The sequence below is a fragment of the Acidocella aromatica genome (assembly GCF_014201825.1).
In the GTDB taxonomy this organism is placed as follows: Bacteria; Pseudomonadota; Alphaproteobacteria; order Acetobacterales; family Acetobacteraceae; genus Acidocella; species Acidocella aromatica.
The window spans coordinates 86,744-112,594 of the sequence record NZ_JACHFJ010000002.1 but is presented as its reverse complement, the minus strand read 5'-3'; the positions used below and the strand labels follow the sequence as shown (position 1 = coordinate 112,594).

Here is a 25,851-nt window from a genome sequence, read left to right as displayed (position 1 = left end):
TTCGATGATCCCGCCGGGCACCAGACTGCGCGTCGTGGGCGATGTCCACGGCGACTCAAAGGCCTTTGCCGCCGCCGCCGAGACGGATCGTTTCGTCATTCAGCTCGGAGATCTAGTGGATGACGGACCTGACACCCCCGGCGCCCTGCGCATCATGTTCCGGCTGCTGGAGGAAAACCGCGGCCTGTTCATCCTCGGCAATCACGACTTCAAGCTGGCCCGCGCCTTGCGTGGCGACAATGTGCGTGGTGCGCCTCTGTCCCGCACCCTGGCCGAGCTACCGCTGAACCTGCGCGAGCGCACGCGCGACACGATCATGGCCGCTCCCGCCTGGGCGATGCTCGGACCGAAGTTCTTTGTGCACGGCTCCTTCCACCCCGGCATGCTGGACGAGCCGCCCCCGGCCTTTCCGCCGGGGCGCGCCAACCCGCTGCTCGCCCGCGCACTATACGGCCAAACCAGCGGGCGGGTGACCGGCTCGGGCAAGCCCGAGCGCCTGCTGCACTGGGTGGAAGATATCCCGTGCGGCATGACTGTGTATGCCGGGCATGATCAGCGCAGCACCGATGGCCGCCCCTATATCCGCACCGCCCGCCATGGCGGCACGGCGGTGTTTCTGGATACCGGCGCGGGTAAAGGCGGGCATCTCTCCTGGGTGGATATCGACCCGGATTAACCCTGCAAAAACGGGTTACTCCGCCGCTCGGCCCCGATGGTCGAGCTGGGGCCATGGCCGCAGGTGAACTGGAAATCATCCGGTAGCGTAAGAAGCTTGTCGCGGATGCTAGCGATGAGCTGCTCATGGTTCCCGTAATCGCCCAGGTCGGTACGCCCAACCGAACCACGGAACAGCACATCGCCAAAAATGCCGAATTGCTGCGCGTGGTTGATGAACACCACATGCCCGGGCGTATGACCGGGACAGTGGCGCACCTCGAATTCCGCGCCGCCAAGGGTGACAACGTCTCCCTCCTTCACCCAGGCATCTGGCGTGCAGTTACGGCTGATGAGGCCAAAGCGCGCCCCGGCCTCCTGCATGTGTTCCAGCAAGAATTTATCGGCAATATCCGGCCCGGTAACCGGCACGCCGGTCTTTTCCGAAAGCTCCGCCGCCCCGCCCGCATGGTCCATATGGCCGTGGGTGATGAAGATGCCGGTCAGAGTCACCCCGGCCTTGGCCAGCAGGTCGAGCAGATCCGGCACATCCCCGCCCGGGTCCACGATGCTCCCCAGCATCGTCTCGTCATCCCACAGGATTGTGCAATTCTGCTCGAAGGCGGTGACGGAGACGACGCCGATCTTCAGTGCCATTACACGGCACCCCGCAGGTCCGGCGCGGTGGCCTCGTCCTTGAGTTGGGCGATGGCCTCATCAAGCGGCAGAATCTCCTGCGCGGCACCGCCCAGGCGGCGCAGGGCGACTTTCCGCTCCTCAGCCTCCTTGCGGCCCACCACCAGAATATTCGGCACATAGTGCAGCGAATGATCCCGGATCTTGGCCTGGATTTTCTGGTTGGAAACATCCAGCTCCACCGCCAGCCCGGCCTTGGTCAGCGCCGCCGCCACCTCGGCCGCGTAGTCATCGGCGTCGGAGACGATGGTCGCCACCACGGCCTGGGTGGGAGCAAGCCAGAGCGGGAAGCGCCCTGCATATTGCTCAATGAGGATACCGAGGAAACGCTCGAACGAACCGATGATCGCGCGGTGCAGCATCACCGGGCGGGCGCGGCCGCTCTCTGAGGTGACGTACTCGGCATCCAACCGCTCGGGCAGCACGAAATCCACCTGGATGGTGCCGCACTGCCAGTCGCGCCCGATGGCGTCGCGCAGCACGAATTCCAGCTTCGGCCCGTAAAATGCGCCTTCGCCAGGGTTGAGCGTGTACTGCACGCCAGCCTTTTCGCAAGCATCCTTCAGCGCGCCCTCGGCACGGTCCCACACCTCGTCCGAGCCGGCACGGGTCTCCGGACGGTCGGAGAACTTCACGCTGAAGCTCTCGAACCCGAAATCCTTGTAAACGCTCTCCAGCAACTCGACGAACTTCACCGTCTCATCTGCGATCTGGTCCTCGGTGCAGAAGATATGCGCATCATCCTGCGTGAAGGCGCGCACGCGCATGATGCCGTGCAGCGCGCCCGAGGGTTCGTAGCGGTGGCAGGCGCCGAACTCGGCCATGCGGATGGGCAACTGGCGGTAGGAGCGCAGGCCTTGCTTGAAAATCTGCACATGGCAGGGGCAGTTCATCGGCTTCAGGGCGAGGGTGGACTCTTCCTCCACCACCTCGGCAATGAACATGTTCTTGCGGTATTTGTCCCAGTGGCCGGAATTCTCCCACAGCTTGCGATCCACAAGCTGCGGGGTGCGCACTTCCTCGTAGCCGTTCTGCTCCAGGCGGCGGCGGATATAGGCTTCCACCGTGCGATAGAGCTTCCAGCCCTTCTGGTGCCAGAAGATGCTGCCCACGGCCTCCTCCTGGATGTGGAACAGGTCCATCTCGCGCCCGATCTTGCGGTGGTCGCGGCGCTCGGCTTCCTCAAGCTGATGCAGATAGGCGTCCAGCTCCTTCTGGTCGCGCCAGGCGGTGCCGTAGATGCGGCTCAGCATCGGGTTCTTGGAATCGCCGCGCCAATAGGCCCCCGCCGTCTTCATCAGCTTGAAGGCGGTACCGACATCCGAGGTGGAGCGCAGATGCGGGCCACGGCAGAGGTCCAGCCACTCGCCCTGGCGGTAGATGGTGATGGTCTGGTCGGCGGGCAGATCGCGGATCAGCTCGGCCTTGAAGCGCTCACCCTTGGCCTCGAAGAATTCGATGGCCTCGTCACGGCTCCACACCTCGCGCACGAATTTCTCGTTGCGCGCCACGATCTCGCGCATCTTCGCCTCGATGGCCGGGAGATCATCCGGCTTGAACGGCTCGTTGCGGTAGAAATCGTAATAGAACCCGTTCTCGATGGAGGGGCCGATGGTGACCTGCGTGCCGGGGAACAGCTCCTGCACCGCCTCGGCCAGCACATGCGCGGCGTCGTGGCGGATCAGCTCCAGGGCGGCTTCATCCTTGCGGGTGACGAACTTGACCGCCGAATCCTCGACGATCTCGCGGGACATATCCATCTCCACGCCGTTCACCACCATGACCAGGGCGGCGCGGGCGAGGCCGGGCCCGATCGCCTCGGCGATGGTAGTGCCCGTCACCGCGCCCTCGAACGAGCGAACGGAACCATCGGGCAGTGTGATTGCAGGCATGTCTCTCTCTTTGGTTCAAAAATACCGGGGCGTTATGGCAGGGCGGCAAGCACCTGTGCAACCGGGAGGTCTTGCAGATTTGCCGCACGCAAAATTGTCGGCCAGCCGCCATCCGGGGTTCGGGGTGCTGTGAGCGCCGGGTCGGAGGCCGCCGAGAACAGGGAAATGCAGTGCGCCCCGACGGCGGCGGCGAGATGCATCGGCCCCGTATCATTGCCGATGGCCAGTTTCGCGCCGCGCAGCACCGAGGCGAGCTGGAAGAAATCCGTGCGTCCGGTGAGGTCGATGCCACCGATGATGCGGGCCAAATCGCCCTCCCCCGCCGTGCCGACGACCACCACGGGCAAGCCTAGCCCCGCCGCCACCTCGCGGAATTTCTCCGCCGGAAAGCGCTTCTCGGGCCGGTGCGGCGCTGCACCCGGCACCAGCACCGCATAGTCGAGCGGCAGGTTGAAGCCGGAGGTATCGCCCGCCAGCCATGAAAGGTCCGGCACCGGCAATGTCTCAATCCCAGCATCGCGCAGCTGCCCGGCAAGGCGCTCGCGCGTGTGGATATGATCGCGGTTCGGGTCGCGGTGCGGCAGAGCGCAGCCTTTGGCGATGCCCGACCATTCCGGCCGCCCCGCCAGGGCGAAATAGCGCGAGGAGCGGCCGGAGGTTTGCAGGTCGTACACACGGTCGAGCCCGCGCAGCTGGCGGCGCAGGCGCAGCAGGCCCGGCAGGTTCCAGGCTTCCGGCTTGGTGTCGACCTCAATCCGGTCGAACCACGGGCTTTTGCCCAGCAATCCGGCATAGGGTTTGGTCGTCAGCAGCGTGATCCGCGCCTTGGGATGCGCCGCGCGGATGGCGGCGAAGGCGGGGAAGGCCAGCACGATATCGCCAAAGGCGCCGTGCTTGATGACCAGGATTTTCACCCCAGCAGCTCCGCATACACGTTCAGCAGCCTCGTCTGCATCACCGGCAGGGAGAAGTTACGGGCAATATGCGCCCGCGCCTGCCGCCCGAATTCGATCCGCGTTTCGGTGGGCATGTCGAGAATCGCATCCAGCACCGCCGCCAGCGCCGCCGCGTTGCCGGGCGGGATGAGGAAGCCGCTCTGGCCGTCCAGCACCGTCTCGCGCGCGCCGCCATGGTCGGCGGCGACGACAACGCGCCCCATGGCCTGCGCCTCGACGATGGTGCGCCCGAACGCCTCGGGCTTGGTCGAGCAGTTTACCACCACATCGGCCAGCATCATCGCCGCGGGCACATCGTCCACATGCCCGGCGATGCGCAGCCTTGCCCCCACGCCCAGCTTCTCGGCCAGTGTGACAAGGCTCTTGGTATAGGCCGCGCGCCCTTGGTCGGAGCCCACCAGAATGCCCAGCGCGTCCTTGTTCTGCATCCTGGCCAGCGCCTCGACGAACAGCTTCTGCCCTTTCCAGCTCGTCAGCCGGCCGGGGAGCATGATCGTGGGCTGCCCCGCATCGGCGCGCCAGGCGCGGGCGAGGCGCACCGAGCGGTCGCCCAGCACAGTGGCGGGGTCGAAGATGCCCACATCCACGCCGCCATGCACCGCGCGCACCCGCTCCGCCCCCACGCCGTAGCGCTGCTGAATTAGCTCCGCCACGTAATTGCTCACCGCGATCACTCGGTCGCCTTGCGCCATAACCCGGTTATAGCGGCGCTTGATCCCGTTCTCCTCGCCGTACACACCATGATAGGTCGTCACGAACGGGATTTTCCGCCTCTGGGCCGCGTAATAAGCCGACCATGCAGGCGCGCGGGAATGGGCGTGGATTAGATCGACCTCGTTCTCCTCGATCACCTCTTCCAACCGGCGGATGTTGCCCCAGATCCCCAGCGGGTTCTTGGTGTCGAGCGGCACGCGCACCAGCTCCGCCCCGGCGCGTGTGGCCAGCGCCGCCAGCGGCCCGGCCCCGGCGGCGATCAGCGCGCGGTGGCCGCTAAGATGCACGGCCTCAGCCCCTTCCACCGCCACGCGCTCCGCGCCGCCCATGCCAAGTTTTGGCAGCACCTGGAGAATCGTTAGGCGTCGATTATTCATGGGCGCCGCGCTAACATGGATCGGGGGTGATTGCTAATGCCGAATATCTGCCGCGAACCGGGTATCGAACTGGCCTATGAGTACCTACCCGGCGCCGGGCCGGTAGTGGTGTTCTGCCCTGGCTATGCCTCGGACATGAGCGGCACCAAGGCCACCGCGCTGCTGGAAATCTGCGAACATGAGCGCCTGGCCATGCTGCGCTTCGACTATTCCGGCCATGGGCGCTCGGGCGGTGAGTTCATCGACGGCACGATCGGCAGCTGGGCGGAGGATGCCGCCTTCATCATCAGCCAGATTGTGCCGCAGCAGGAGCTGCTGATCGTCGGTTCCTCGATGGGCGGGTGGATCGCCCTTCTGCTGGCCCTGCGCTTCAAGGCGCGGCTGAGCGGGTTGCTGCTTATCGCTCCCGCGCCGGACTTCACCGAGAGGCTGGTCCGCCCGGAGCTGACGCCGGAGCAGTTGGAGACACTGGAGAAGGAGGGCGTGCTGTACCAGCCCTCGGAATACGGCAATCCGCTGCCCTTGGCCAAAAAGCTGCTGGATGACGGGAAGGATCATCTGCTGCTGGACGCGCCGATCCCCCTCGACTGCCCGGTGCGTATTCTCCACGGCATGCGGGATGCTGACGTGCCCTGGAAGCTGAGCCTGACTCTCGCTGAACAGCTGGAAACCCCGGATGTGCGCCTCACCTTCGTAAAGGATGGCGACCACCGGCTCTCCCGCCCGCACGATTTAGGGCTGCTGGAGGGGGCGCTGCGCGCGCTCCTCGCGCAGAATGGCGGCTAACCCGGCCCGGTAATCCGGGTATTTCCAGGCAATGCCGAGCGTCGCCTTGGTCTTGGCTGCGCTCACCTTGCGGTTCTCGGCCCAGAAGCTGCGCGCCATGGGAGACATGGTTTTCACCGCTTCCTCGTACGCCACAGGCGGCGGCGGCTCCACACCCAGCAGGCGCCCGGCCTCCACCACCACATCGGCGCTGGCGGCGGGTTCGTCGTCGGCGAAGTTAAAGATGCCGGTGGCATTGCGCGCCATGGCGGCGAGCACGCCCTGGGCGATGTCGTCGCGATGGATGCGCCCGAACACATGGTCGGGCTTGACCACATGCCGCCCCTGCCCCGCGCGCAGATCGTCGAACATGGAGCGGCCAGGGCCGTAAATGCCCGCGAGGCGGAAAATGGCGAGCGGGAGGCCCAAAGCCACCCAGGCGCGCTCGGCCTCCACCCGGCGGCGGCTACGCTCGGAACCAGGGTTTACCGGCGTGTCCTCATCCACCCAGCCGCCCCCGGCATCGCCATACACGCCGGTGGTGGAGAGATAGCCGCTCCAGCGCAGATGCGGCGCGGCGAGGATGGTCTCGCGATAGCGAGCCAGCGCCGGGTCGCCATGCTCATCGGGTGCGGCTGTGGCGATGATATGCGTGGCGGCGGCAATGGCGGTTTCCGCCGCATCGAAGGGAATGAGCGAGACGCCCGGCTCGGGCGCCGCATTGCCACGCGTGGTGGCTGTCACGGTGTACCCCGCGGCAATGGCGGCCTTGGCGATGGCCCGGCCCGAATAGCCGAGACCGAAGATCAGCAGCATCAGAAATCGAGATCCGCGTAATGCGGCGGCGGGGCGATACCGTTTACCTTGTCCACCAGCACGGCGCGGAAGGCGGGGCGGCACTTGATGCGCGCGTACCAATCCTTGGCCGCGGCGGAGGCCGACCAGTCCACATCGCCCAGGTAATCCAGCGCCGAAAGCTGCGCGGCGGCGGCGAAATCGGCCAGCGACAGATTGGCCCCGGCCAGCCAGCGCCGGTGCTCGGCCAGCCAGCCGATATAGATGAGATGCTGCTTGAGGTTCGCATAGCCCGCGCGCAGGGCGTTGGCGTCCGGCGGGCCGAGCTTGAGCGCCTGCTTCATGGTCTTTTCCCACAGCAGATGGCGCGTGACCTCGGAGAAGAACTTCTCATCAAACCAGGCGACGAGGCGGCGGGTTTCCACCCGCTCCCCCATGGCATGGCTGAGGAGTTGCACGTCCGGGTAGGCTTCCTCGAGATATTCGCAGATGACCCGCGAATCGGCGATGACCAGACCGTTATCCTCGACCAGCGTGGGCACGGTGCAAGCCGGGTTGAGTTCCAGATAAGCGGGCTGGCGCTCCCACACCTTCTCCGCCCGCAACTCGAAGGGCAGGCGTTTTTCCGCCATCACCAGCCGCACTTTGCGCGAATAGGGGGAGAGCGGGAGATGATACAGGATTCGCATGACTGGTATTTATGCCACCGGTGCCGCCCGACTGAAAGGCGGCACCGGCGGATTCGTGTTTAAGCGCGCTCGGCCTGGGCCGTATCGTCCAGCGGTGCCGCCAGGTACTTAATGTACTCCTTGGGCACCACCTGCCAGAAATGCTCGAACTCGCGGTCCCAGTCATTCAGCAGGGTGGCGGCGTAGCGGCTTTCGGTCTCGGCCACATGGCGCTCGACCAGCCCCTTCAGCACCCCGGCCCAATGGGCGGAGGCAACGCGCTGCCAATGCAGGGTCTCCGGGTTCACGCGCAGCTCGAACTTCTTCTCGCGGTCGTAGATGAAGGCCATGCCGCCAGTGAAGCCGGCGCCGAAATTGTCGCCAACTTCGCCCAGCACCACCACGGTGCCGCCGGTCATGTACTCGCAGCCATTGCAGCCAATGCCCTCGACCACCGTGGTCGCCCCCGAGTTACGCACGGCGAAGCGCTCGCCCGCGCGCCCGGCGGCGAACAGCGCGCCGGAGGTCGCGCCGTAAAGCACGGTGTTGCCGATGATCGTGTTCTCGTTGGTCTTGAGCTTGGAGGACGGGCTGGTGCGCACCACGATAGTACCGCCCGAGAGGCCCTTGCCCACATAGTCATTGGCGTCGCCAAAGACTTCCAGCTTAAGCCCGTGCACCGCGAAAGCGCCGAGAGACTGCCCGGCCGAGCCGCGCAGGCGCACCGTCACATGGTCCGGCTGCAGCTTGGCCTTGCGGTACTTGGCCACGATCTGCGAGCTGAACTTGGTGCCGATGGCGCGATGCGTGTTGCGGATGCCGTATTGCAACTGCATCTTCTCGCCGCTCTGGAAGAACGGCTCGGCATCCGTGATCATCTGGGCGTCCAGGGTCTCCGGCACCTCGTTGCGGCCCTCGCGCGTGCAGTAGCGGGCATGGGGGCCCGGGTCGGCCTGTGCGAGGATCGGGTTGAGGTCGAGATCGTCCAGGTAATCCGCACCACGGGAGACCTGATGCAGCAGGTCTGCGCGGCCGATGATCTCCTTGAGCGACTTGAAGCCCAGCGAGGCCAGGATCTCGCGCACTTCCTCGGCCACGAAGGAGAACAGGTTGATGACCTTCTCCGGCGTACCCTCGAACTTCTTGCGCAGGGTCTCGTCCTGCACGCACACGCCCACCGGGCAGGTGTTGGAGTGGCACTGGCGGACCATGATGCAGCCCATGGCCACGAGCGAGGCCGTGCCGATGCCGAATTCCTCGGCGCCCAGCATGGCGGCGATCACCACGTCACGCCCGGTCTTGATGCCGCCATCGGTACGCAGCACCACCTGATGACGCAGGCGGTTGAGCATGAGCACCTGATGGGTCTCGGAAAGGCCCATCTCCCACGGCATGCCCGCATACTTCACCGAAGACTGCGGCGAAGCGCCAGTGCCGCCGACATGGCCGGAGACAAGAATGGCATCCGCCTTCGCCTTTGCCACACCAGCCGCGATGGTGCCGATGCCCGAACGCGAGACCAGCTTCACGCACACCGTGGCGCGCGGGTTGATCTGCTTGAGATCGTAGATCAGCTGCGCCAGATCCTCGATCGAGTAGATGTCGTGATGCGGCGGCGGGGAGATCAGCGTCACGCCGGGAGTGGAGTGGCGCAGGCGGGCGATCAACTCGGTCACCTTGAAGCCGGGCAACTGCCCGCCCTCGCCGGGCTTGGCGCCCTGGGCGACCTTGATCTCGATCTCCTTACAATCGTTCAGGTATTCGGCGGTAACGCCGAAACGGCCCGAGGCGATCTGCTTGATGGCCGAGGAGGCGTTGTCGCCATTCGGGCGCGGCTCGGCGCGGGACGGATCCTCGCCGCCCTCACCGGAGTCAGACCGCGCGCCAATGCGGTTCATGGCGATGGAGAGCGTCTCATGCGCCTCGGGGCTCAGCGCGCCGAGGGAGATGCCAGGCGCCAGCAGGCGCTTGCGGATCTCGGTGATGCTCTCGACCTCGTCCACCGAGATCGGGGTCAGCCCGTCGCGGCGGAAGTCCAGCAGGTCGCGCAGCGCGATCGGCTTCTGCCGGCGCACGCTGTCGCTGTACTTCTTGAACATCTTGTACGAGCCGGTGCCCACGGCCGTTTGCAACAGATGCACGGCGTTGTTGTCGAAGGCATGGGTCTCGCCGGTGCGGCGCAGGCGGTACTGGCCGCCCACGTCCAGCGGCACGACATTGCCGCTCCATGCCGCCTTGTGCAGTTCCAGCACCTCATGCGCGATACCGGGCAGGCCGATGCCGGAAATACGCGATGGCATGCCGGGGAAGAACTCGCCCACCAGCGCGCGGGAGAGACCAATGGCCTCGAAGTTGTAGCCGCCGCGATAGGAGGAGATGACCGAGATGCCGAGCTTGGACATCACCTTCAGCAGGCCCTTATCCACCGCCTTCTTGTAGCGGTACACGGCCTCCTTCAGCGAGATGTTGCCAAATAGGCCGCGGGCATGGCGGTCGGCGATGCATTCCTGCGCGAGGTACGCGTTCACCGTAGTGGCCCCCACGCCAACCAGCACCGCGAAGTAATGCACGTCCAGGCACTCAGCAGCGCGCACGTTGAGCGAGGTGAAGGTACGCAGCGACTGGCGGACCAGATGCGTATGCACCGCGCCCGTGGCCAAGATCATCGGGATCGGGGCGCGCTCGGGGCCCATGGCCTCATCGGTGAGGATGACATGGGTGCAACCGGCGCGCACGCCTTCCTCGGCCTCGCGGCGGATACGCTCGATGGCGCGGCGCAGGCCGCCCTCACCATTGGCGACCTTGAAGGTGCAATCCACCACGCAAGCGGAAGCGCCCATGGTCTTGCGCATGGCCTCGAACTCGACGGTGGAGAGCACCGGGCTGTCGAGCTGGAGCAGGTCGCACTGGGTCTCATCCTCTTCCAGCACGTTGCCCAAATTGCCCAGGCGCGTCTTCAGCGTCATCACGCGGGTTTCGCGCAAGCTGTCGATGGCCGGGTTGGTCACTTGGCTGAAGCTCTGGCGGAAATAGGCGTGCAGGCCACGATATTTCTCGGAGAGCACGGCGAGCGGGGCGTCGTCGCCCATTGAGCCGATAGCCTCCTGCGAATCCTCCACCATCGGGTGCAGGATCAATTCCATCTCCTCCAGGGTGAAGCCCACGGCGAGCTGGCGGCGGCGCAGCCCCTCGGCGTCGAGACGCACCGGCTCCGGCGCATCGGTCTTCACGATGTGGTCAATGACGGTGATGCGCTTGGTCCAGGCGCTGAAATCCTGGCGCGCGGCCAGCACATCCTTCAGCTCCAGATCGTGGTAGAAGCGTGCCTCGTTGAGATCGACGGCGATGGTCTGGCCAGGGCCAACCGCGCCCTTCTCGATGATGTCCTCCTCATCCAGCTTCACCATGCCGGTCTCGGAGCCCACGATCAGCATCTTGTGGCGGGTCTTGGAGTAGCGCAGCGGGCGCAGGCCGTTACGGTCCAGCCCGGCGATGACGAAGCGGCCATCGGTGGCGCACACGGCGGCCGGGCCGTCCCACGGTTCCATCACCGCGTTGCAGTAGGAGAACAGGTCGCGATGCGCCTGGGGCATGGTCGCGTCAGCGCCGGTCGCGGGCGGGATCATCAGGGCCTTGGCCATCGGCGCGTCGCGCCCGGCGCGCACCAGCAGCTCGAACACATTGTCCAGCGCCGCCGTGTCGGAGCCGCCGTCCTGCACCACGGGCTTCACGTAATCCAGGAACTCGTCCAGACCTTCGGCGCCCAGGCGGGTCTCGTGGCTCTTCATCCAGTTGATGTTGCCGGCGACGGTGTTGATCTCGCCGTTATGCGCCAACATGCGGAAGGGCTGGGCCAGCTTCCAGGTGGGGAAGGTATTGGTGGAATAGCGCTGATGGTAGATGGCGAAGCGCGAGACAAAGCGCTCGTCCAGCAGATCCGGGTAGAACACGGTCAGGCTCTCGGCCAGGAACATGCCCTTATAGACGATGCTGCGGCAGGACAGCGAACAGATGTAAAAATCCGCGATCTGCGCCTCGATCACCGCCTTTTCGATCTTGCGGCGGATGATGTAGAGCTCGCGCTCGAACTCGTCCTCGGAGATGCCGCGCGCGTTCCAGAGCATGATCTGTTCGATCTCGGGCCGGGTGGCATTGGCCTTCTCGCCGATGCAGCTCACATCGATGGGCACCTGGCGCCAGCCATAGATACGGTAGCCGAAGCTCAGGATCTCGGTTTCCACGATCTGACGGCAGCGCTCCTGCGCGCCGAGATCAGTCTTGGGCAGGAACACCATGCCGACCGCAATCGGGCCTTCGCGCAAGCGGTCGCCGCCGCGCTTCACCGCATCTGCAAAGAAATCCTGCGGGATTTCGATATGGATGCCAGCGCCGTCGCCGGTCTTGCCGTCGGCATCCACGGCGCCGCGGTGCCACACGGCCTTCAGCGCGTCGATGCCCGCCTGCACGATGTCGCGGCGCTTCTTGCCATCGAGTGCCGCCACGAGGCCGACGCCGCAGGCGTCATGCTCCATCGAGGGGGTATAGGTCTCGCGCAGGATCTGCTTGTTCTTCTCCCAGGCGGCGAGGAATTCAGGGGCGGTTTCGTGGTTCATCTTTATCTTACTCCGCGGCTTCCGCCTGGGTGGCGGCAGTGAAATGCTTGTGGATGGCGGCGGCGGCATCGCGCCCGTCACGGATGGCCCACACGACGAGCGAGGCACCGCGCACGATATCGCCAGCGGCGAACACGCCCGGCAGGCTGGTTTCGAAGGTGCGGGGGTTGGTTTTCAGCGTGCCCCAGTTGGTGAGGGCGAGCTGCGGCTCGTTGAACGCGTTGGGCAGGTCCTCGGGGTCGAAGCCGAGCGCCTTGATGACCAGATCTGCCTTCACCGTGAAGGCAGAGCCCTCGATCGGCTCCACCGACTGGCGGCCGGAGGCGTCGGGCAGACCCAGATGCATCTTCACGGCACGCACGCCGGTTACGTGGTCGTCACCCAGGAAGGCCTCGGGGGCCGCGAGCCAGGTGAAGGTCACGCCCTCTTCCTCGGCGTTCTTCACCTCACGCAGCGAGCCCGGCATATTCTGCTTGTCGCGGCGATAGAGGCAGGTCACGGATTTCGCTTCCTGGCGGATGGCGGTGCGCACGCAGTCCATCGCGGTGTCGCCACCGCCGATCACCACCACATCCTTGTCCTTGGCGTTGTACAGGCCGGAATCGAATTCCGGCACGGAATCGCCAAGGCTCTTGCGGTTGGAAGTGATCAGGAAGTCCAGCGCGCGGACAATGCCCGGAAGCCCGGCACCCGGCCCGCCAATCTCGCGCGCCTTGTATACGCCGGTGGCGATCAGCACGGCGTCATGCTTCTGGCGCAGTTCGGCGAAGGGCATGGCCCCGCCGATATCGGCCTTGAGCACGAACTTCACCCCGCCCTCTTCCAGCCACTTCCAGCGGCGGAGCACGATGTCCTTCTCCAGCTTAAAGCCGGGGATACCGTAGATCAGCAGCCCGCCGACGCGGTCATGGCGATCATACACCGTTACCTGATAGCCACGCGTGCGCAGCGCCTCGGCGGCGGCGAGGCCAGCGGGGCCAGCGCCGACGATGGCGACGTGCTCCGGCCGTTCGGTTGCCGGGCGGATCGGCTTGACCCAATTATTCTCGAAGGCGGTATCGGTAATATAACGCTCGACCGCGCCGATCGTGACCGATTCGAAGCCTTTTTCGATCACGCAATTACCTTCGCACAGACGGTCCTGCGGGCAGATGCGGCCACAAATCTCGGGAAATGTGTTGGTTGCGGAGGAAAGCTCATACGCCTCCTCAAGCCGCCCCTCGGCGGTGAGCTTCAACCAGTCGGGAATGTTGTTGCCGAGCGGGCAGTTCACCGAGCAGAACGGAATACCGCACTGGCTGCAACGGCTGGCCTGAGAGGCAGCGGCGGCGGGCGCGAACTCCTCGTAGATTTCATCGAAATCCGTCTTGCGGTCGGCAGCCGCGCGTTTCTCGGGCGTCTGCTGCGGCAGGTTGATGAATTTCAGCATGCGCTCGGCCATGGACTCCGCCTCGTCAAAAACGGGACGGCGCAAATCGGCGCCGCCCTCCGGGTTGAATGCAAGTTGCTATTACCCACGATGTTGGCGGATTACCAGCATTTTTTTCACATTAGGTCACGATACGATACCTATTTTCCAAAAGACACTGAAATATGCCGGGTTTTCTTATGCCGCCCTGTCGATAATAGGTCCGAATTTTGTACTATTCCTGAAAAGCGGCTTCCCGCCCCTTCCCGCCCTCGCGGTAGCGGGCAAGATAGCTGGGTAGAATCATGTCCATCCGCGTGGGGGCGATGCCCAGACTCTCCAGCCCCGGCGCGCCGGTTGCCACCACATTGTCACGTGCCAGCATACTGATCTGGTCATTGGTCAGCAGCTTGCCAGGCAGATGCTCCAGGATGCTCGCCTGCAGCCGAGCCAATCCCACCGGCATGTCCCATATCGCGCGGGAGCGCCCGATCATCTCCAACATCATCCTCAGCAGCTCGATGAAGCTTCTCACCTCCGGCCCGCCAAGCTCGAAAGTCTGCCCGGCATGGCCGTCGATGGTGGCGATTGCGGCATCCGCGACATCGCCCACATAGACCGGCTGGAATTTTGTCTCCCCGTGAACGATGGGCAACACCGGAAGGATGCCCGCCATCGCGGCGAAGCGGTTGAAGAAATTATCCTCGGGACCGAACATAATAGAGGGGCGCAGGATCACCGCCCTGGGAAAGGCGCCGCGCACCGCAGCCTCGCCCTGCGCCTTGCTCTGCCCGTACTGGCTGGCGCTCGCCGCATCCGCGCCGATGGCGGATATGTAAATAAGCTGCGCTGCCCCCGCCATGCGCGCGAGACGGGCGATTCGCCCCGCGCCATCCACATGGGTGCGGAAAAATTCGCCCTTACGGCGCTCCGCCAGAATGCCCGTGAGGTTGATGACAAGCTCCGCATCCTCGACCGCGCGGGTTACGGCAGCCTCATCCGTCACCGGGGCGCCGAGCGGCACGATCTGCCCGACATCACCCATCGGCTGAAGAATTTTCGCCGATTCCGGGTCCCGGACACCGATTCGAACACTGTACCCCCGTTCCGCGAGGCGCTGCACAACATAGCGGCCCAAAAATCCTGAGCCGCCGAAAACAGTTGCGATTTTACGGTTGGAAGCCATGCAAAACCTCGCTTTTTATGGTGTTTAGGTTCTCGTTTTTTCGCCTGTTCGTTGTAGGCCCGGACGCAATATGTCTCAAGCGTGGGTTGACGTCGTTCTCAAGGACATTTAAACGCCGGTCCCACGATGCTTCGGCATCGCCGCTCCGAACCGGTTAGCAGCCGGGCGGCGCGAAAAATGGTAAAGCCCAGGTGGCGGAATTGGTAGACGCACTAGCTTCAGGTGCTAGCGCTCGCAAGGGCGTGGAGGTTCGAGTCCTCTCCTGGGCACCATTTTTTCTCAGAAAATCCAAGGTGAAAATATGAACGGGATCCAGCTGCACAAGCACGATCTGCAGGCTGGTCTTGATCTTGGCCCGATTGTGGCCATCGATACCGAGACAATGGGCCTGGACCCGCGGCGAGACCGGCTTTGCCTCGTGCAGCTCTCCAGCGGCGACGGCACGGCGCATCTGGTGCAGATCATCCCTCCTTCCCTCGGCGGGCGCGGCGCTGATTGCCCGAACCTCAGAGCCCTGCTCACCAATCCCAACGTCACTAAGCTCTTCCATTTCGCGCGGTTCGATATCGCGGCGCTGGAAAACGGCCTCGGCGTGGTCACCGCCCCGGTGATCTGCACGAAAATCGCCTCCAAGCTGGTGCGTACCTATACCGACCGCCACGGGCTGAAAGAGCTGTGCCGGGACCTCGCGGGCGTGGATATTTCCAAGCAGCAGCAGAGCAGCGATTGGGGGGCCGCCGACCTCACACCCGAGCAGCTCGCCTATGCGGCGTCGGATGTGCTGTACCTGCATGCCATCTGGGCGCGATTGAAGGCGCTGCTGATCCGCGAGAATCGCCTCGCCATCGCCCAGGCGGCGTATGACTTCCTGCCCACCCGCGCCAAGCTCGACCTGCTCGGCTACCAGGACCCTGACCTGTTCGCTCATTAAAGGTGCCATGGTTGACCTTGGCGGTGGCGCTGTTCATATGCCGCTCATGAGTCACGGTGAGACCACCCTGCATATTGCCCGGGACGTGCTGGCCACCGAGGCCGCCGCCCTTACCGCGCTCGCGGACTCGCTGGGCGGGAAATTCCTCGCGGCTATCGACACGCTGCTCGCCGTCACTGGTCGCGTCGTCGTTACCGGCATGGGCAAATCCGGCCATGTGGCGCGCAAAATCGCCGCAACCATGGCCTCCACCGGCACCCCTGCTTTGTTCGTGCATCCGGCCGAGGCCGCGCATGGCGATCTCGGCATGATCGTGCCCGGGGACACGGTGATCGCCCTTTCCAATTCCGGCGAGGCGCAGGAGCTGGCGGCGATTGTCGGCCACGCCAAACGCATCGGCCTGCCGCTGATCGGCATTACCTCGGTGGCGGAAAGCACACTCGGCCAGGCCGCCGATATTCCGCTGCTGCTCCCCCCGGCGCCCGAGGCCGGGCCGATCGGCCTCGCCCCCACCACCAGCACCACCATGCAGATGGCCCTCGGCGATGCCATCGCCGTGGCGCTGCTTGACCGGCGCGGCTTCTCGGCCAAGGATTTCCGCGACTTCCACCCCGGCGGCAAGCTCGGCGCGCGGCTCAAGCGCGTGCGTGAGCTGATGCACCAGGACGAGGAACTGCCTCTGGTGCTTCCCGGCACCACCATGGACAGGGCGCTGATCACCATGACCGCCAAGCGCTTCGGCCTGCTCGGCGTGGTGGATGAGGCGCGGCGCCTGCTCGGCGTGGTGACGGATGGCGACCTCCGCCGCGCCATGAGCCCGACGCTCCTCTCCCGCCCGGTGGATGAAATCATGAACCGCAGCCCAAAGAGCATCGCCCCCGAGGCGCTGGCGGAGGACGCGCTGCACCAGATGAATGCGCCCGCCCGCCCTGTTACCGCCTTATTTGTGGTAGATGACGGCAACATGGTGCGCGGTATCCTGCATATTCACGACCTGCTGCGGGCGGGCTTCGTATGAGTCCGCCGAGCCGGCAGAACTTGATCGAGAATATCCGGCGGCGCGATGCCGAAAATCCGGCCAAGCTCACGCGCCACCATTCCCGTGTCTCACTGCTAAAAAAGCTACTCCCCGCCGCCGCCGCACTGCTGCTGGTGGCGCTCGCCCTGGCGCCCTATTGGCGCTCCGGCCCGGATGCCGACCGCGTCTCTTATCATGTGCAGGCCAATGGGGGATCCACCCCGGCCTCTCGCCTGCTGGGGGCCAAGTATCACGGCACCGACCAGAACGGGCAGCCCTTTACCGTGACCGCCGACACCGCCGTGGAGCAGGACGGCGATAACGTGGCGCTGACCAATCCAGCGGGCGATATCACACTGAAATCGGGCGCCTGGCTGATGCTGAAAGCCGATACCGGGCTGTACCAGCAACAGGCCGACACGCTGGCCCTTTCCGGCAATGTCACGCTCTACCGCAACGACGGCACGACCATGACTGCCCCGCACGCGGTGATCGATTTACGCGCGGGCAGTGCCAGCTCCTCCGACCCCGTACAGGTGCAGGGGCCATTCGGCACCCTCAATGCCGCCAATGGTTTTTCCCTCACCGGGAATGGCGCGCAGGTCACCTTTATCGGCCCCGCCACGCTGACCCTGATGCAGGCGCAATGAAATTTTTCCTCTTCCCCCTCGCGGTGCTTCTTGCCGCCCCCGCCGCCGCGCAAAATCTGGACCTCGGCGGCCCGCCCGGTGCCGCGCCGCAGCCGGTAAACATCTCGGCGGCCCAGGGCATCACCTGGTCGCAGGATAGCCAGACCATCACCGCCACCGGCGGCGCCAAGGCGGTGCGCGGCAACGTCACCGTGGTGGCGGATGAACTGGTGGCACACTACCGTAAGAAGCAGGGGACTGCGGCACCAGCCAGCACCACTCCGCCCGCCGGCGGCAACGCGGCGGCACCCGCCGCCTCCGAGCTGGAACAGGGCGGCGGCGAGCTGTACGAGCTGGAAGCCGTCGGCCATGTGCATATCTACACCGCCACCGACAACGCCTGGGGCGACCGCGCCGTTTACAGCATGGACAGCCAGGTGCTGGTGCTCACCGGCGGGGCGCTGAAGCTGACCACGCCGCAAGACACCATCACCGCCAAGGAATCGGTGGAATACTATTCCGGCAAGCACATGGCGGTGGCGCGTGGCGATGCGCTGATCGTCACGAATGACGGTCGCTCCATCGCCGCCGATGTCATTACCGGCTATCTCAGCGCCACCCCGCAAGCCCCGGCCACCGGCACCTCCCCCGATATGAGCAATACCGGCCAATTGCAAAAGGTTGAGGCCGTCGGCCATGTCGTCATCAAGACCCAGACCGACACCACCACCGGCGATTCCGGCGTATATCTGCCCCCCACCCAACAGGCTCGGCTTGGCGGCAATGTGCATATCATCCACGGGCCAAATGAGCTGGCCGGCGCCGACGCGCTAGTGAATATGAAGACCGGCGTGGCGACGCTGCTCGCCGCACCGGGTGGGCAGGTTTCCGGCGTTATTGTTCCCAATTCCGGCGGCGGAGCCAGCCAATGAGCGTTACATCCCCAGCGGCCAACCATGACGGGCTCGTCGCCACCGGGCTCGGCAAGCGCTATAAAAAGCGCCCCGTGGTGCGCAATGTCTCGCTCTCGGTAAAGCGCGGCGAGGCCGTGGGCCTGCTCGGCCCCAACGGTGCGGGCAAAACCACCACCTTTTATATGATCGTCGGGCTGATCGCCCCCGATAGCGGCACCATCTCACTCGACGGCGCGGAAATCTCCAGCCTGCCGATGTACCGTCGAGCGCGGCTTGGCATCGGCTATCTGCCGCAGGAGGCCAGCGTGTTCCGCGGCCTGAATGTCGAACAGAACATCATGGCCGTGCTGGAAGTGGTGGAGCCAGACCGCGACAAGCGCGAGGATATCCTCGGCGCGCTGCTGGCGGAGTTCAGCATCTCACATCTGCGCCGCACACCTGCGCTGGCTCTCTCGGGCGGTGAGCGCCGCCGCGTGGAAATCGCGCGTGCCTTGGCCACCGGGCCGAATTACATCCTGCTCGACGAGCCGCTGGCGGGCATCGACCCCATCGCCGTGGGCGAGATCCGCGACCTTGTCTCGCATCTCAAGCATCGCGGCCTTGGCGTGCTGATCACCGACCATAACGTACGCGAGACGCTGGAGATCATCGACCGCGCTTACATCCTGTATGACGGTCAAGTGCTGATGGAAGGCAACCCCGAGCAGGTGGTGGCGCACGAAGATGTGCGCCGCGTGTATCTGGGCGAGAAATTCAGCCTGTAGAGCCGGTTTGCGCGCGGGTTTTGTGCACCTGCGTTGCTACCTATGCAGTTTCCGGGCCAAGCCTCTTGGAAAGCGGCTGAAAACGCACTAGCCTTTTGGCATGGCTCTTGCTCCATCCTTCGGGCCGCGCCTCGACCTGCGGCAATCGCAATCGCTGGTGATGACCCCGCAATTGCGGCAGGCCATCCAGTTGCTGCAATTCTCGAACCTCGAGGCGAGCGCCTTTATCGAGGAGGAGTTACTTAAAAATCCGCTACTTGAGCGAGATAATGATAGTGCCAGCATAACCACGATGGAAACTCCGGCTCCTGTTCCGACGGAACCGGAAATGCCGGATGCCGCCAGCTTCGCCAGCAGCGGGATGATGCCCGATGCCGACAAGGCACCGCTCGATATCGATGTCAGCAATGTGTATGACGCAGGCACCGGCGCCGATGGCTACGGTGGCGGCATGGCTGGCGGGGATGACGACTGGAACCCCGTGGACGCGCTCGGCGCGGAAAAGCCTAATCTGCGCGAGCATCTGGAGCAGCAGGTACGGCTTACCTTTTCCACCCGCGCGGAGCTGGCCATCGCGGCGGCGCTGATCGCCTCGCTGGACGCCGCCGGTCGGCTGGCCGACGCCCCCGAGGCCATCGCGTCGGTTCTCGGTGTAAGCCTGGAGCAGTTGGAGGCCGTGCGGGCGAAGATGATGCGCCTCGATCCGGCCGGGCTGTTCGCGGTCAATCTCTCGGAATGTCTGGCGGCCCAGCTCGCCGAGAAAAACCGGCTCGACCCGGCGATGCAAGCCCTGCTGAACAATCTGGAAATGCTGGCGCGGCGTGAAATGCGGGCTTTGCTGGAGGTCTGCGGCGTGGATGCCGAGGATCTGGCCGACATGGTGGCAGAACTGAAGCGCCTCGACCCGAAGCCCGGCACCGGGTTCGACACCGAACCCCTGCGCCCGCTGATCCCCGACGTGCTGATGCGCCCTGCCCCCGTCACCGAGGAAGGTCAAAGCGACTGGCTGCTGGAGATCAACCCCGAGACCATGCCGCGTTTGCTCATCCGGCGCGGCTTCCATGCTCGGATGTTGGCCTCCGCCTCGCGTGATACCCGCGGCTTCCTCTCCGAGCAGATGCAGAATGCCACCTGGCTGGTGAAGGCGCTCGAATCCCGCGCGCAAACCATCTTACGAGTCTCTGCCGAGATCGTCCGCCGCCAGGATGGCTTCTTCCGCCACGGCATCTCGCACTTACGCCCGCTCACCCTGCGCGACATCGCCGCCGAGGTGGAACTGCACGAGAGCACGGTCAGCCGCGTGACCTCCAACAAATCCATCGCCACGCCGCGCGGGATTTTCGAGCTGAAATTTTTCTTCACCACCGCCCTTGCCGGGGCGAACGGCGAGATGCACTCCGCCGAGACGGTGCGCTACCGAGTGGGGCAGATCATCGCCGGAGAGGAACCAAAAAATATTTTGTCAGACGATGCCATCGCAGCACTATTGCAAAAAGAAGGCATAGACATAGCACGGAGGACCGTGGCCAAATACCGGGAAGCGTTGCGTATACCAGGCTCGGCGCAACGAAAGCGGGAGAAGCAGCCCGCGTAACGGGGGCTTAAGGAGGCCCTTATAAAACGAGCCACTCTAGTCGGGAGAAGACCATGCAATTAAAGGTCTCAGGCAAACAAGTCGAATTGTCGGATGCACTGCGCGTTCATGTGAACAAGGCGCTGGACACCATCACGAACAAGTATTTCGACCAGGCGCTGGAAGCGCAGGTTACGTTCAGCAAAGCCCGTAGCTTCTTCACGTGCGACATCAACCTCCATGCCGGGCGCGGGATTACCGTGCGCGGCGAGGGTGAGGCCGCCGACGCGCACGGCGCCTTCGACGATGCCGCCGAGCATATTGCCACCCGACTGCGCCGCTACCGCCGCCGCGTTTCCCAGCATGCTCGCGACAACGGCACCCGCGCCAAGCCCGAGTCCGGCACGCAATACGTGCTGAAGCACGAGGCCGAGCCCGAGCATGAACACGAGGCCGAGGCCGCACCGGTGGTCCATGACGAGGCGCTGCACGCCGCGGTCATCGCCGAGTCCGCTACCGCGATCGAGACGCTCTCGGTCCGCGACGCGGTGATGAAGATGGATCTGGCGTTCCAGCCGGTGCTGATGTTCCGCAACGCCAAGAACGGCCAGCTCAACGTGGTGTATCGCCGGGCCGATGGGCATGTCGGCTGGATCGACCCCGGCACCGGGGCCTGAAACGAAAAACCGGCGGGGCCAAACCCCGCCGGTTTTTTTGTGCGCCTTTTTTAAACGTAAGGCGGAACCGTGTAGCCCTTGGGCGAGAGGGTGAAGATTTCCACCCCGGTTTCCGTCACTCCCACCATGTGCTCGAACTGCGCCGAGAGCGTGCGGTCGCGGGTCACGGCTGTCCAGCCATCGTCCAGCACCTTCACCTCGGGACGGCCCACATTCACCATCGGCTCGATGGTGAAGAACATGCCGGGCTTGAGCACCGCCCCCTCGCCCTTGCGGCCGAAATGCAGCACGTTCGGCGGGGCGTGGAAGGTGCGGCCAATGCCGTGGCCGCAGAAATCCCGCACCACGGAGAAACGCTGCGCCTCGACATAACTCTGGATGGCATAGCCGATATCGCCAAAGGTATTGCCCGGCTTCACCTGGGCGATGCCGCGCATCATCGACTCATACGTCACCTCGATGAGCCGCTTCGCACGGGTATTCACCGTGCCCGCCACGTACATGCGGCTGGAATCACCGTACCAGCCGTCCAGGATCACCGTGACGTCGATATTCACGATGTCACCGTCCAGCAGTTTCTTCTCGCCGGGAATGCCGTGGCAGACCACATGATTGATCGAGGTGCAGATCGACTTCGGGAAGCCGCGATAGTTCAGCGGCGCCGGGATGGCGTTATGGGCAATGATGAAGTCGTGGCAGATCTGGTTCAGCTCCTCGGTGGTCACACCGGGGACGACATGCTCGCCGATCATGTCCAAGGTCTCGGCGGCCAAGCGGCCCGCCGCGCGCATCGGAGCGAAATCCTCCGGCTTATGAAGTACAATCCGCCTGGATTCGGCGCCGCCATCCATCATCAAAACATCCTAGTCTGTCGTATTGCTCCGCTCTACCACATGCGCGTGGCGCATGCCAAAACAAGGCTCAGCAGGGCAGAGGCTTCGTCATCGCCTCGGGGTTGACCCAGGTCTCGAACTGCTCCGGCGTGACCACGCCCAGCGCCAGCGCCGCCTGGCGCAATGTCAGGCCCTCGTGATGCGCCTTAAGCGCCACCTTCGCCGCTTTCTCATAACCAATATGCGGGTTCAGCGCCGTCACCAGCATCAGGTTATTCTCCAGATGCTCGGTGATTTTGGCCCGCGCGGGCTCGATGCCCTCGGCGCAATGGGTGATGAAGCTCTCCAGCGCCTCGGCCAGCAGGGTGGAGGCGTCGAGGAAATCGTGCAGCATCACGGGCTTGAACACGTTGAGCTGAAAATTGCCCTGGCTGCCGGCAAAGGCGATGGCATGGTCCAGCCCGAACACCTGCACCGCCACCTGGGTCAGCGCCTCGCACTGGGTGGGGTTGATCTTGCCGGGCATGATCGATGAGCCGGGCTCATTCTCCGGGATCAGCAGCTCGCCTATGCCGGTGCGCGGGCCGGAGGCGTACCAGCGAACATCGTTGGCGATCTTCATCGCCGCCCCGGCCAGCACGCGCACCGCGCCCGAGGCCGAAACCAGCGCGTCATGCGCCGAGAGGGCGGCGAATTTATTCGGCGCGGTGCGGAAGGGGTGCCCCGTTTCCCGTGCCACGAATTCCGCCACCTTGCTCCCGAAATCGGGGTGCGCGTTCAGCCCCGTACCCACAGCCGTGCCGCCGATGGCAAGTTCATACAAGCCGGGCAGCGTCGCCTCGATCCCCTCCAGCGCCGCCACCAGCTGCGCCTGCCAGCCGGAAATTACCTGCCCGAGCGTGATGGGGGTGGCATCCTGCAAATGCGTCCGCCCGGTCATCACCACCCCGGCATAATCCGCCGCCTTGGCCGCCAGCACACCGGCCAGACGCCGCACCGCCGGGAACAGCGCCCCATGCAGCGCCTCCACCGCCGCGATATGCATGACGGTGGGAAAAGTATCATTGGAGGACTGGCCGCGATTGACATCGTCATTCGGGTTGATGGGCGTCTTGCTGCCCAGCACGCCGCCAGCCATCTGGATGGCGCGGTTGGCGATCACCTCATTGGCATTCATGTTGCTCTGGGTGCCCGAGCCGGTCTGGAACACGACGAGCGGGAACTCACCATCCCATTTGCCGTCGATCACCTCCTGCGCGGCGGCGATGATGAGGCTGGTCGTGGCCTCAGGCAACTGGCCGAGGGCGAGATTGGCCTGTGCGGTGGCTTTCTTGAGGATGCCGAAAGCGCGGATGACCGCCCTGCCCCACACGTAATTGCGCCGCCCGATGACGAAATTCTCCAGGCTGCGCTGGGTTTGCGCGCCCCAGAGCCGCTCGGCGGAAACCGCCACCTCGCCCAGCGCGTCATGCTCGATGCGTGTATTGCCCATCACAAATTCCCATTCAGAAATCCAAGCGCTGGCAGCGGTTTCCAGCGCCGAGGCAGGTCCGCGCGGCGGATCGGCCTTACGGTGTAGCGCGGGATAAGCTGCCCGCTGCGCTCCAGAAACCCGGCATAGGCACGCACCTCTGCCTCACGCCACGCCTGATCGTGCAGCGCCGCGTTTCGGTTGGGAAAAACTTCGGCGATGCGGATGACGCGGCCGATAACCGCGACGACTGCCCAGAGCGAATCGTCGCTGTTCTTGCGTTTCTCCGGGGCGAATTCCACCATCCCACCTCCAAGTGCGCCTTGGCATGGTAGCCCCGCCCGCCGAAAAAATCAGCGCTTTTTTTCCCGGATCGCCGAGACCGCCATGGCCAGCAGCGCCTTGGGGTCGGAGATGAGGTAGCGCCCGGCCAAACGCAGCGGGTCCTGCGTCAGGCGGTGAAGCCATTCCAGCCCGCTATGGCGCATCCAGACCGGGGCGCGGCGAAGCGAGCCCGAGGCAAAGCGCAGGGCCGAGCCGATACACAATCCCACCCCCACGGAATCGGACCGGCTGGCTGTGGCATAGGCCAGCAACTCCTGCACCGGCGAGCCGACCGCGAAAAACGTGAACGGCGCGCCGGTGGCGCAGACGAAATCGACCGCGTCGTGAAATGCCTGGTTATTGTGGAGCAGACCCATCGGCGGCTGGTGATGCACGAACACGATGCCCGGAAATCGCGCCGCGAGCAGCGCAAAATCAGCCTCCTGCATGCCCACGACGGCGACCTTCAGCCCCTCAAGCCTGGGCAGCAACGCTTCCGTGAGGTCGGCCCCGGAAACGACCCTGGATGTCGGAAGCCCCAGGAGCTTCGCCGCGAACGCAATGACATGGGAGTCCAACAGGCACAGCATGGCGCGCTGATACACGCCGCGCAGCCGGGGAATACGCAGCAGCCGCTCGATATGGTCGGCGTTGGGGGTGACGACATAGGCAAAACGCGCCTGCTGCGGCCGGGCGAGCAGGCGGGTCAGGATAGCATCCAACGGGATATTGCTGAAATCAATATCCAGCAGGGAAACGACGGGAGGGTTCAGGGCATCCATTCCAACCCCATGGTCACAACGTGCTCACTGGCGGCCGAGACGTAATTGGCCTGCCGGTTGTTGAACTCGTAAGAGCCATTCAAGGCTAGGTTCGGCGTTAGATACCATCCCATCTCCAGACTCGCGGCGACCAGCGTCTCCCGAGAATTTCCTTTCATATACGCTACGTTTGAAACTTTCGCGACGCCGTTGACAATAACGTTTTCGAGAAGGCTGTGCTCCAGGCTGAGCTTTGCCTCGGTGAGCCGGTAGGGGGTGGCGCTGATCTCGTCGGGGTCGTCGATTTCCCGCAGCACGGCGAGTTGAACCTTGTCGCGCTGTGTGGGCAGCCAGTCGAGCCGCGCCTCCAACACCGGCGCCGCGACGCTGATATCGCGCGAGTGTCGCTGCGCCGCACCGGCAAGCAGAGAGAGCGTCCATAGCCCATCCGCCTTGTCCTCCACCCCGGCGAGGATCTCATTGGTGCGGGCAGTCAGATAATTCGCTTTGTAGTCGGATTGCGTTGCATGCAGACGCATCACGTATCGCAGCGGCCCATCCGGCGCGTAGGAGAGCGTCAGCGCCTCGTGCATGTCCCGCCGGTTGAGTTCCGGCATGTCGGGGAAACTGTAGAAGCCCGCATCGATTTCCGGCTTGAGGGTGAACATGCCGGAGGAGATCTCATCACTGGCGCGTAGGTCGGTCAGCGTGAACACCAGAGGATGCGTGAGGACTGGTGTATCGACATTGAAGCCCGTTTCCGCGCCGCGCAAATAGGCGGCGGCGATGGTGATGACCTCGCGCGGCAACTCTATCCGCTCGCCGCCCGCCAGCGCGGCGGTAACGGTGTTTTGCGACACATCCTGCGGGTAGCGGGAGGTGTTGACCTCGGCATAGGCGCCGAACCCGGCCACGGGGTCGGACACCAGCAGGCTGGGCGAGGCGTTGAACAGGGTCGAGCCCGCCGCACCGTTGGGGGCGGAGTCGTAGCCGGTGGCGATACCGAGTTGAGGGGCCAGGGTTACCCCGTTCCATTCCCAGCCCGTGGCGCCGGGGGCGAGGTTCCGGTGTTCGGCGATGACGGAGAATTTCCGCCCATAGCCGGGCACGCTGTCGTCCGGCAGAAGCAGGTCGAGCTGCTGCGCCTTGGCCGGGGCGGCCAGGGCCAGACAGGCCGTAAGCGCGGTCGCGAGGTGCTTCTCTGCGGTCACCCCCCGTCTTTTGCATTAACG

The 25,851-nt window shown here is 64.6% G+C and carries 23 protein-coding genes and 1 tRNA gene; 10 read left to right on the top strand and 14 right to left on the bottom strand.

Annotated features, from left to right (window positions below; translation table 11 throughout):
• Window positions 1–4 precede the first annotated feature (4 nt).
• Window positions 5–676 carry a metallophosphoesterase gene (locus HNP71_RS03050; protein ID WP_183265392.1) on the top strand — a complete coding sequence of 224 codons (672 nt, stop codon included), beginning with the start codon at window positions 5–7 and terminating at the stop codon, window positions 674–676.
• Here HNP71_RS03050 and HNP71_RS03045 read toward each other — a convergent pair.
• Genes HNP71_RS03045 through HNP71_RS03030 form a run of 4 tightly spaced genes read right to left on the bottom strand, consistent with a single transcriptional unit; the run spans window position 673 to window position 5,289 of the window.
• Window positions 673–1,311, bottom strand: coding sequence for an MBL fold metallo-hydrolase (locus HNP71_RS03045; protein ID WP_183265391.1), 639 nt, complete (start codon window positions 1,309–1,311; stop codon window positions 673–675). The genes HNP71_RS03050 and HNP71_RS03045 overlap by 4 nt on opposite strands.
• Window positions 1,311–3,242, bottom strand: a complete 1,932-nt coding sequence (thrS, locus tag HNP71_RS03040; RefSeq protein WP_183265390.1) for a threonine--tRNA ligase — start codon at window positions 3,240–3,242, stop codon at window positions 1,311–1,313. The genes HNP71_RS03045 and thrS overlap by 1 nt, the downstream gene beginning before the upstream one ends.
• A gap of 32 nt (window positions 3,243–3,274) precedes the next feature.
• Window positions 3,275–4,156 carry a glycosyltransferase family 9 protein gene (locus tag HNP71_RS03035; RefSeq protein ID WP_183265388.1) on the bottom strand — a complete coding sequence of 294 codons (882 nt, stop codon included), beginning with the start codon at window positions 4,154–4,156 and terminating at the stop codon, window positions 3,275–3,277.
• Window positions 4,153–5,289 (bottom strand): glycosyltransferase, encoded by a 1,137-nt coding sequence (locus HNP71_RS03030; RefSeq protein ID WP_183265387.1) that lies wholly within the window; start codon window positions 5,287–5,289, stop codon window positions 4,153–4,155. Before HNP71_RS03030 ends, HNP71_RS03035 begins: the two co-directional genes overlap by 4 nt.
• Window positions 5,290–5,325: 36 nt before the next feature.
• Here HNP71_RS03030 and HNP71_RS03025 point away from each other — a divergent pair, with 36 nt between their 5' ends.
• On the top strand, window positions 5,326–6,075 hold the full coding sequence (locus tag HNP71_RS03025; protein WP_183265386.1) for an alpha/beta hydrolase: 750 nt from the start codon (window positions 5,326–5,328) through the stop codon (window positions 6,073–6,075).
• On the opposite strand, the gene HNP71_RS03020 is transcribed toward HNP71_RS03025, so the two are convergent.
• The 5 genes from HNP71_RS03020 to HNP71_RS03000 form a co-directional block, all read right to left on the bottom strand.
• On the bottom strand, window positions 6,022–6,870 hold the full coding sequence (locus HNP71_RS03020) for a Rossmann-fold NAD(P)-binding domain-containing protein (protein WP_183265384.1): 849 nt from the start codon (window positions 6,868–6,870) through the stop codon (window positions 6,022–6,024). The two genes, HNP71_RS03025 and HNP71_RS03020, sit on opposite strands and share 54 nt — an antisense overlap.
• A complete protein-coding gene (locus HNP71_RS03015; RefSeq protein WP_183265383.1) occupies window positions 6,870–7,538 on the bottom strand; it encodes a glutathione S-transferase family protein in 669 nt (222 codons plus the stop codon). The genes HNP71_RS03020 and HNP71_RS03015 overlap by 1 nt, the downstream gene beginning before the upstream one ends.
• A gap of 59 nt (window positions 7,539–7,597) precedes the next feature.
• Window positions 7,598–12,130: a glutamate synthase large subunit gene (gltB, locus tag HNP71_RS03010; protein WP_183265381.1), complete on the bottom strand. Its 4,533-nt coding sequence runs from the start codon at window positions 12,128–12,130 to the stop codon at window positions 7,598–7,600.
• Between the two features lie 7 nt (window positions 12,131–12,137).
• Entirely contained in the window at window positions 12,138–13,571 is a 1,434-nt protein-coding gene (locus HNP71_RS03005) for an NAD(P)-dependent oxidoreductase (protein WP_183265693.1), read from the bottom strand.
• A gap of 202 nt (window positions 13,572–13,773) precedes the next feature.
• Complete coding sequence (locus HNP71_RS03000) at window positions 13,774–14,724, bottom strand: complex I NDUFA9 subunit family protein (protein ID WP_183265379.1); 951 nt, start codon at window positions 14,722–14,724, stop codon at window positions 13,774–13,776.
• A gap of 185 nt (window positions 14,725–14,909) precedes the next feature.
• Here HNP71_RS03000 and HNP71_RS02995 point away from each other — a divergent pair.
• From HNP71_RS02995 to hpf, 8 genes are all read left to right on the top strand, one after another.
• Window positions 14,910–14,996: transfer RNA gene (locus HNP71_RS02995), tRNA-Leu, on the top strand.
• 29 nt (window positions 14,997–15,025) lie between these two features.
• The gene (locus HNP71_RS02990) at window positions 15,026–15,655 is read left to right on the top strand and encodes a ribonuclease D (protein WP_183265378.1); all 630 of its coding nucleotides are present in this window, start codon (window positions 15,026–15,028) and stop codon (window positions 15,653–15,655) included.
• Window positions 15,656–15,692: 37 nt separating this feature from the next.
• Entirely contained in the window at window positions 15,693–16,673 is a 981-nt protein-coding gene (locus tag HNP71_RS02985; RefSeq protein WP_246344044.1) for a KpsF/GutQ family sugar-phosphate isomerase, read from the top strand.
• Window positions 16,670–17,323, top strand: a complete 654-nt coding sequence (lptC, locus tag HNP71_RS02980; protein WP_183265375.1) for an LPS export ABC transporter periplasmic protein LptC — start codon at window positions 16,670–16,672, stop codon at window positions 17,321–17,323. Before HNP71_RS02985 ends, lptC begins: the two co-directional genes overlap by 4 nt.
• Complete coding sequence (locus HNP71_RS02975; RefSeq protein ID WP_183265373.1) at window positions 17,320–18,234, top strand: LptA/OstA family protein; 915 nt, start codon at window positions 17,320–17,322, stop codon at window positions 18,232–18,234. Before lptC ends, HNP71_RS02975 begins: the two co-directional genes overlap by 4 nt.
• Window positions 18,231–18,980: an LPS export ABC transporter ATP-binding protein gene (gene lptB, locus HNP71_RS02970; RefSeq protein WP_183265372.1), complete on the top strand. Its 750-nt coding sequence runs from the start codon at window positions 18,231–18,233 to the stop codon at window positions 18,978–18,980. The genes HNP71_RS02975 and lptB overlap by 4 nt, the downstream gene beginning before the upstream one ends.
• A gap of 100 nt (window positions 18,981–19,080) precedes the next feature.
• A complete protein-coding gene (gene rpoN / locus HNP71_RS02965; RefSeq protein WP_183265371.1) occupies window positions 19,081–20,574 on the top strand; it encodes an RNA polymerase factor sigma-54 in 1,494 nt (497 codons plus the stop codon).
• 53 nt (window positions 20,575–20,627) lie between these two features.
• A complete protein-coding gene (gene hpf / locus HNP71_RS02960) occupies window positions 20,628–21,230 on the top strand; it encodes a ribosome hibernation-promoting factor, HPF/YfiA family (protein WP_183265370.1) in 603 nt (200 codons plus the stop codon).
• 50 nt (window positions 21,231–21,280) lie between these two features.
• On the opposite strand, the gene map is transcribed toward hpf, so the two are convergent.
• The 5 genes from map to HNP71_RS14335 form a co-directional block, all read right to left on the bottom strand.
• The gene (gene map, locus HNP71_RS02955) at window positions 21,281–22,081 is read right to left on the bottom strand and encodes a type I methionyl aminopeptidase (protein WP_183265692.1); all 801 of its coding nucleotides are present in this window, start codon (window positions 22,079–22,081) and stop codon (window positions 21,281–21,283) included.
• Window positions 22,082–22,151: 70 nt separating this feature from the next.
• The gene (gene fumC, locus HNP71_RS02950; RefSeq protein WP_183265369.1) at window positions 22,152–23,555 is read right to left on the bottom strand and encodes a class II fumarate hydratase; all 1,404 of its coding nucleotides are present in this window, start codon (window positions 23,553–23,555) and stop codon (window positions 22,152–22,154) included.
• A complete protein-coding gene (locus HNP71_RS02945; RefSeq protein ID WP_183265368.1) occupies window positions 23,555–23,839 on the bottom strand; it encodes a hypothetical protein in 285 nt (94 codons plus the stop codon). The genes fumC and HNP71_RS02945 overlap by 1 nt, the downstream gene beginning before the upstream one ends.
• 48 nt (window positions 23,840–23,887) lie before the next feature.
• Complete coding sequence (locus HNP71_RS02940) at window positions 23,888–24,640, bottom strand: WecB/TagA/CpsF family glycosyltransferase (RefSeq protein ID WP_183265367.1); 753 nt, start codon at window positions 24,638–24,640, stop codon at window positions 23,888–23,890.
• Complete coding sequence (locus HNP71_RS14335) at window positions 24,628–25,830, bottom strand: outer membrane beta-barrel protein (RefSeq protein ID WP_183265366.1); 1,203 nt, start codon at window positions 25,828–25,830, stop codon at window positions 24,628–24,630. The genes HNP71_RS02940 and HNP71_RS14335 overlap by 13 nt, the downstream gene beginning before the upstream one ends.
• Window positions 25,831–25,851: the final 21 nt, after the last annotated feature.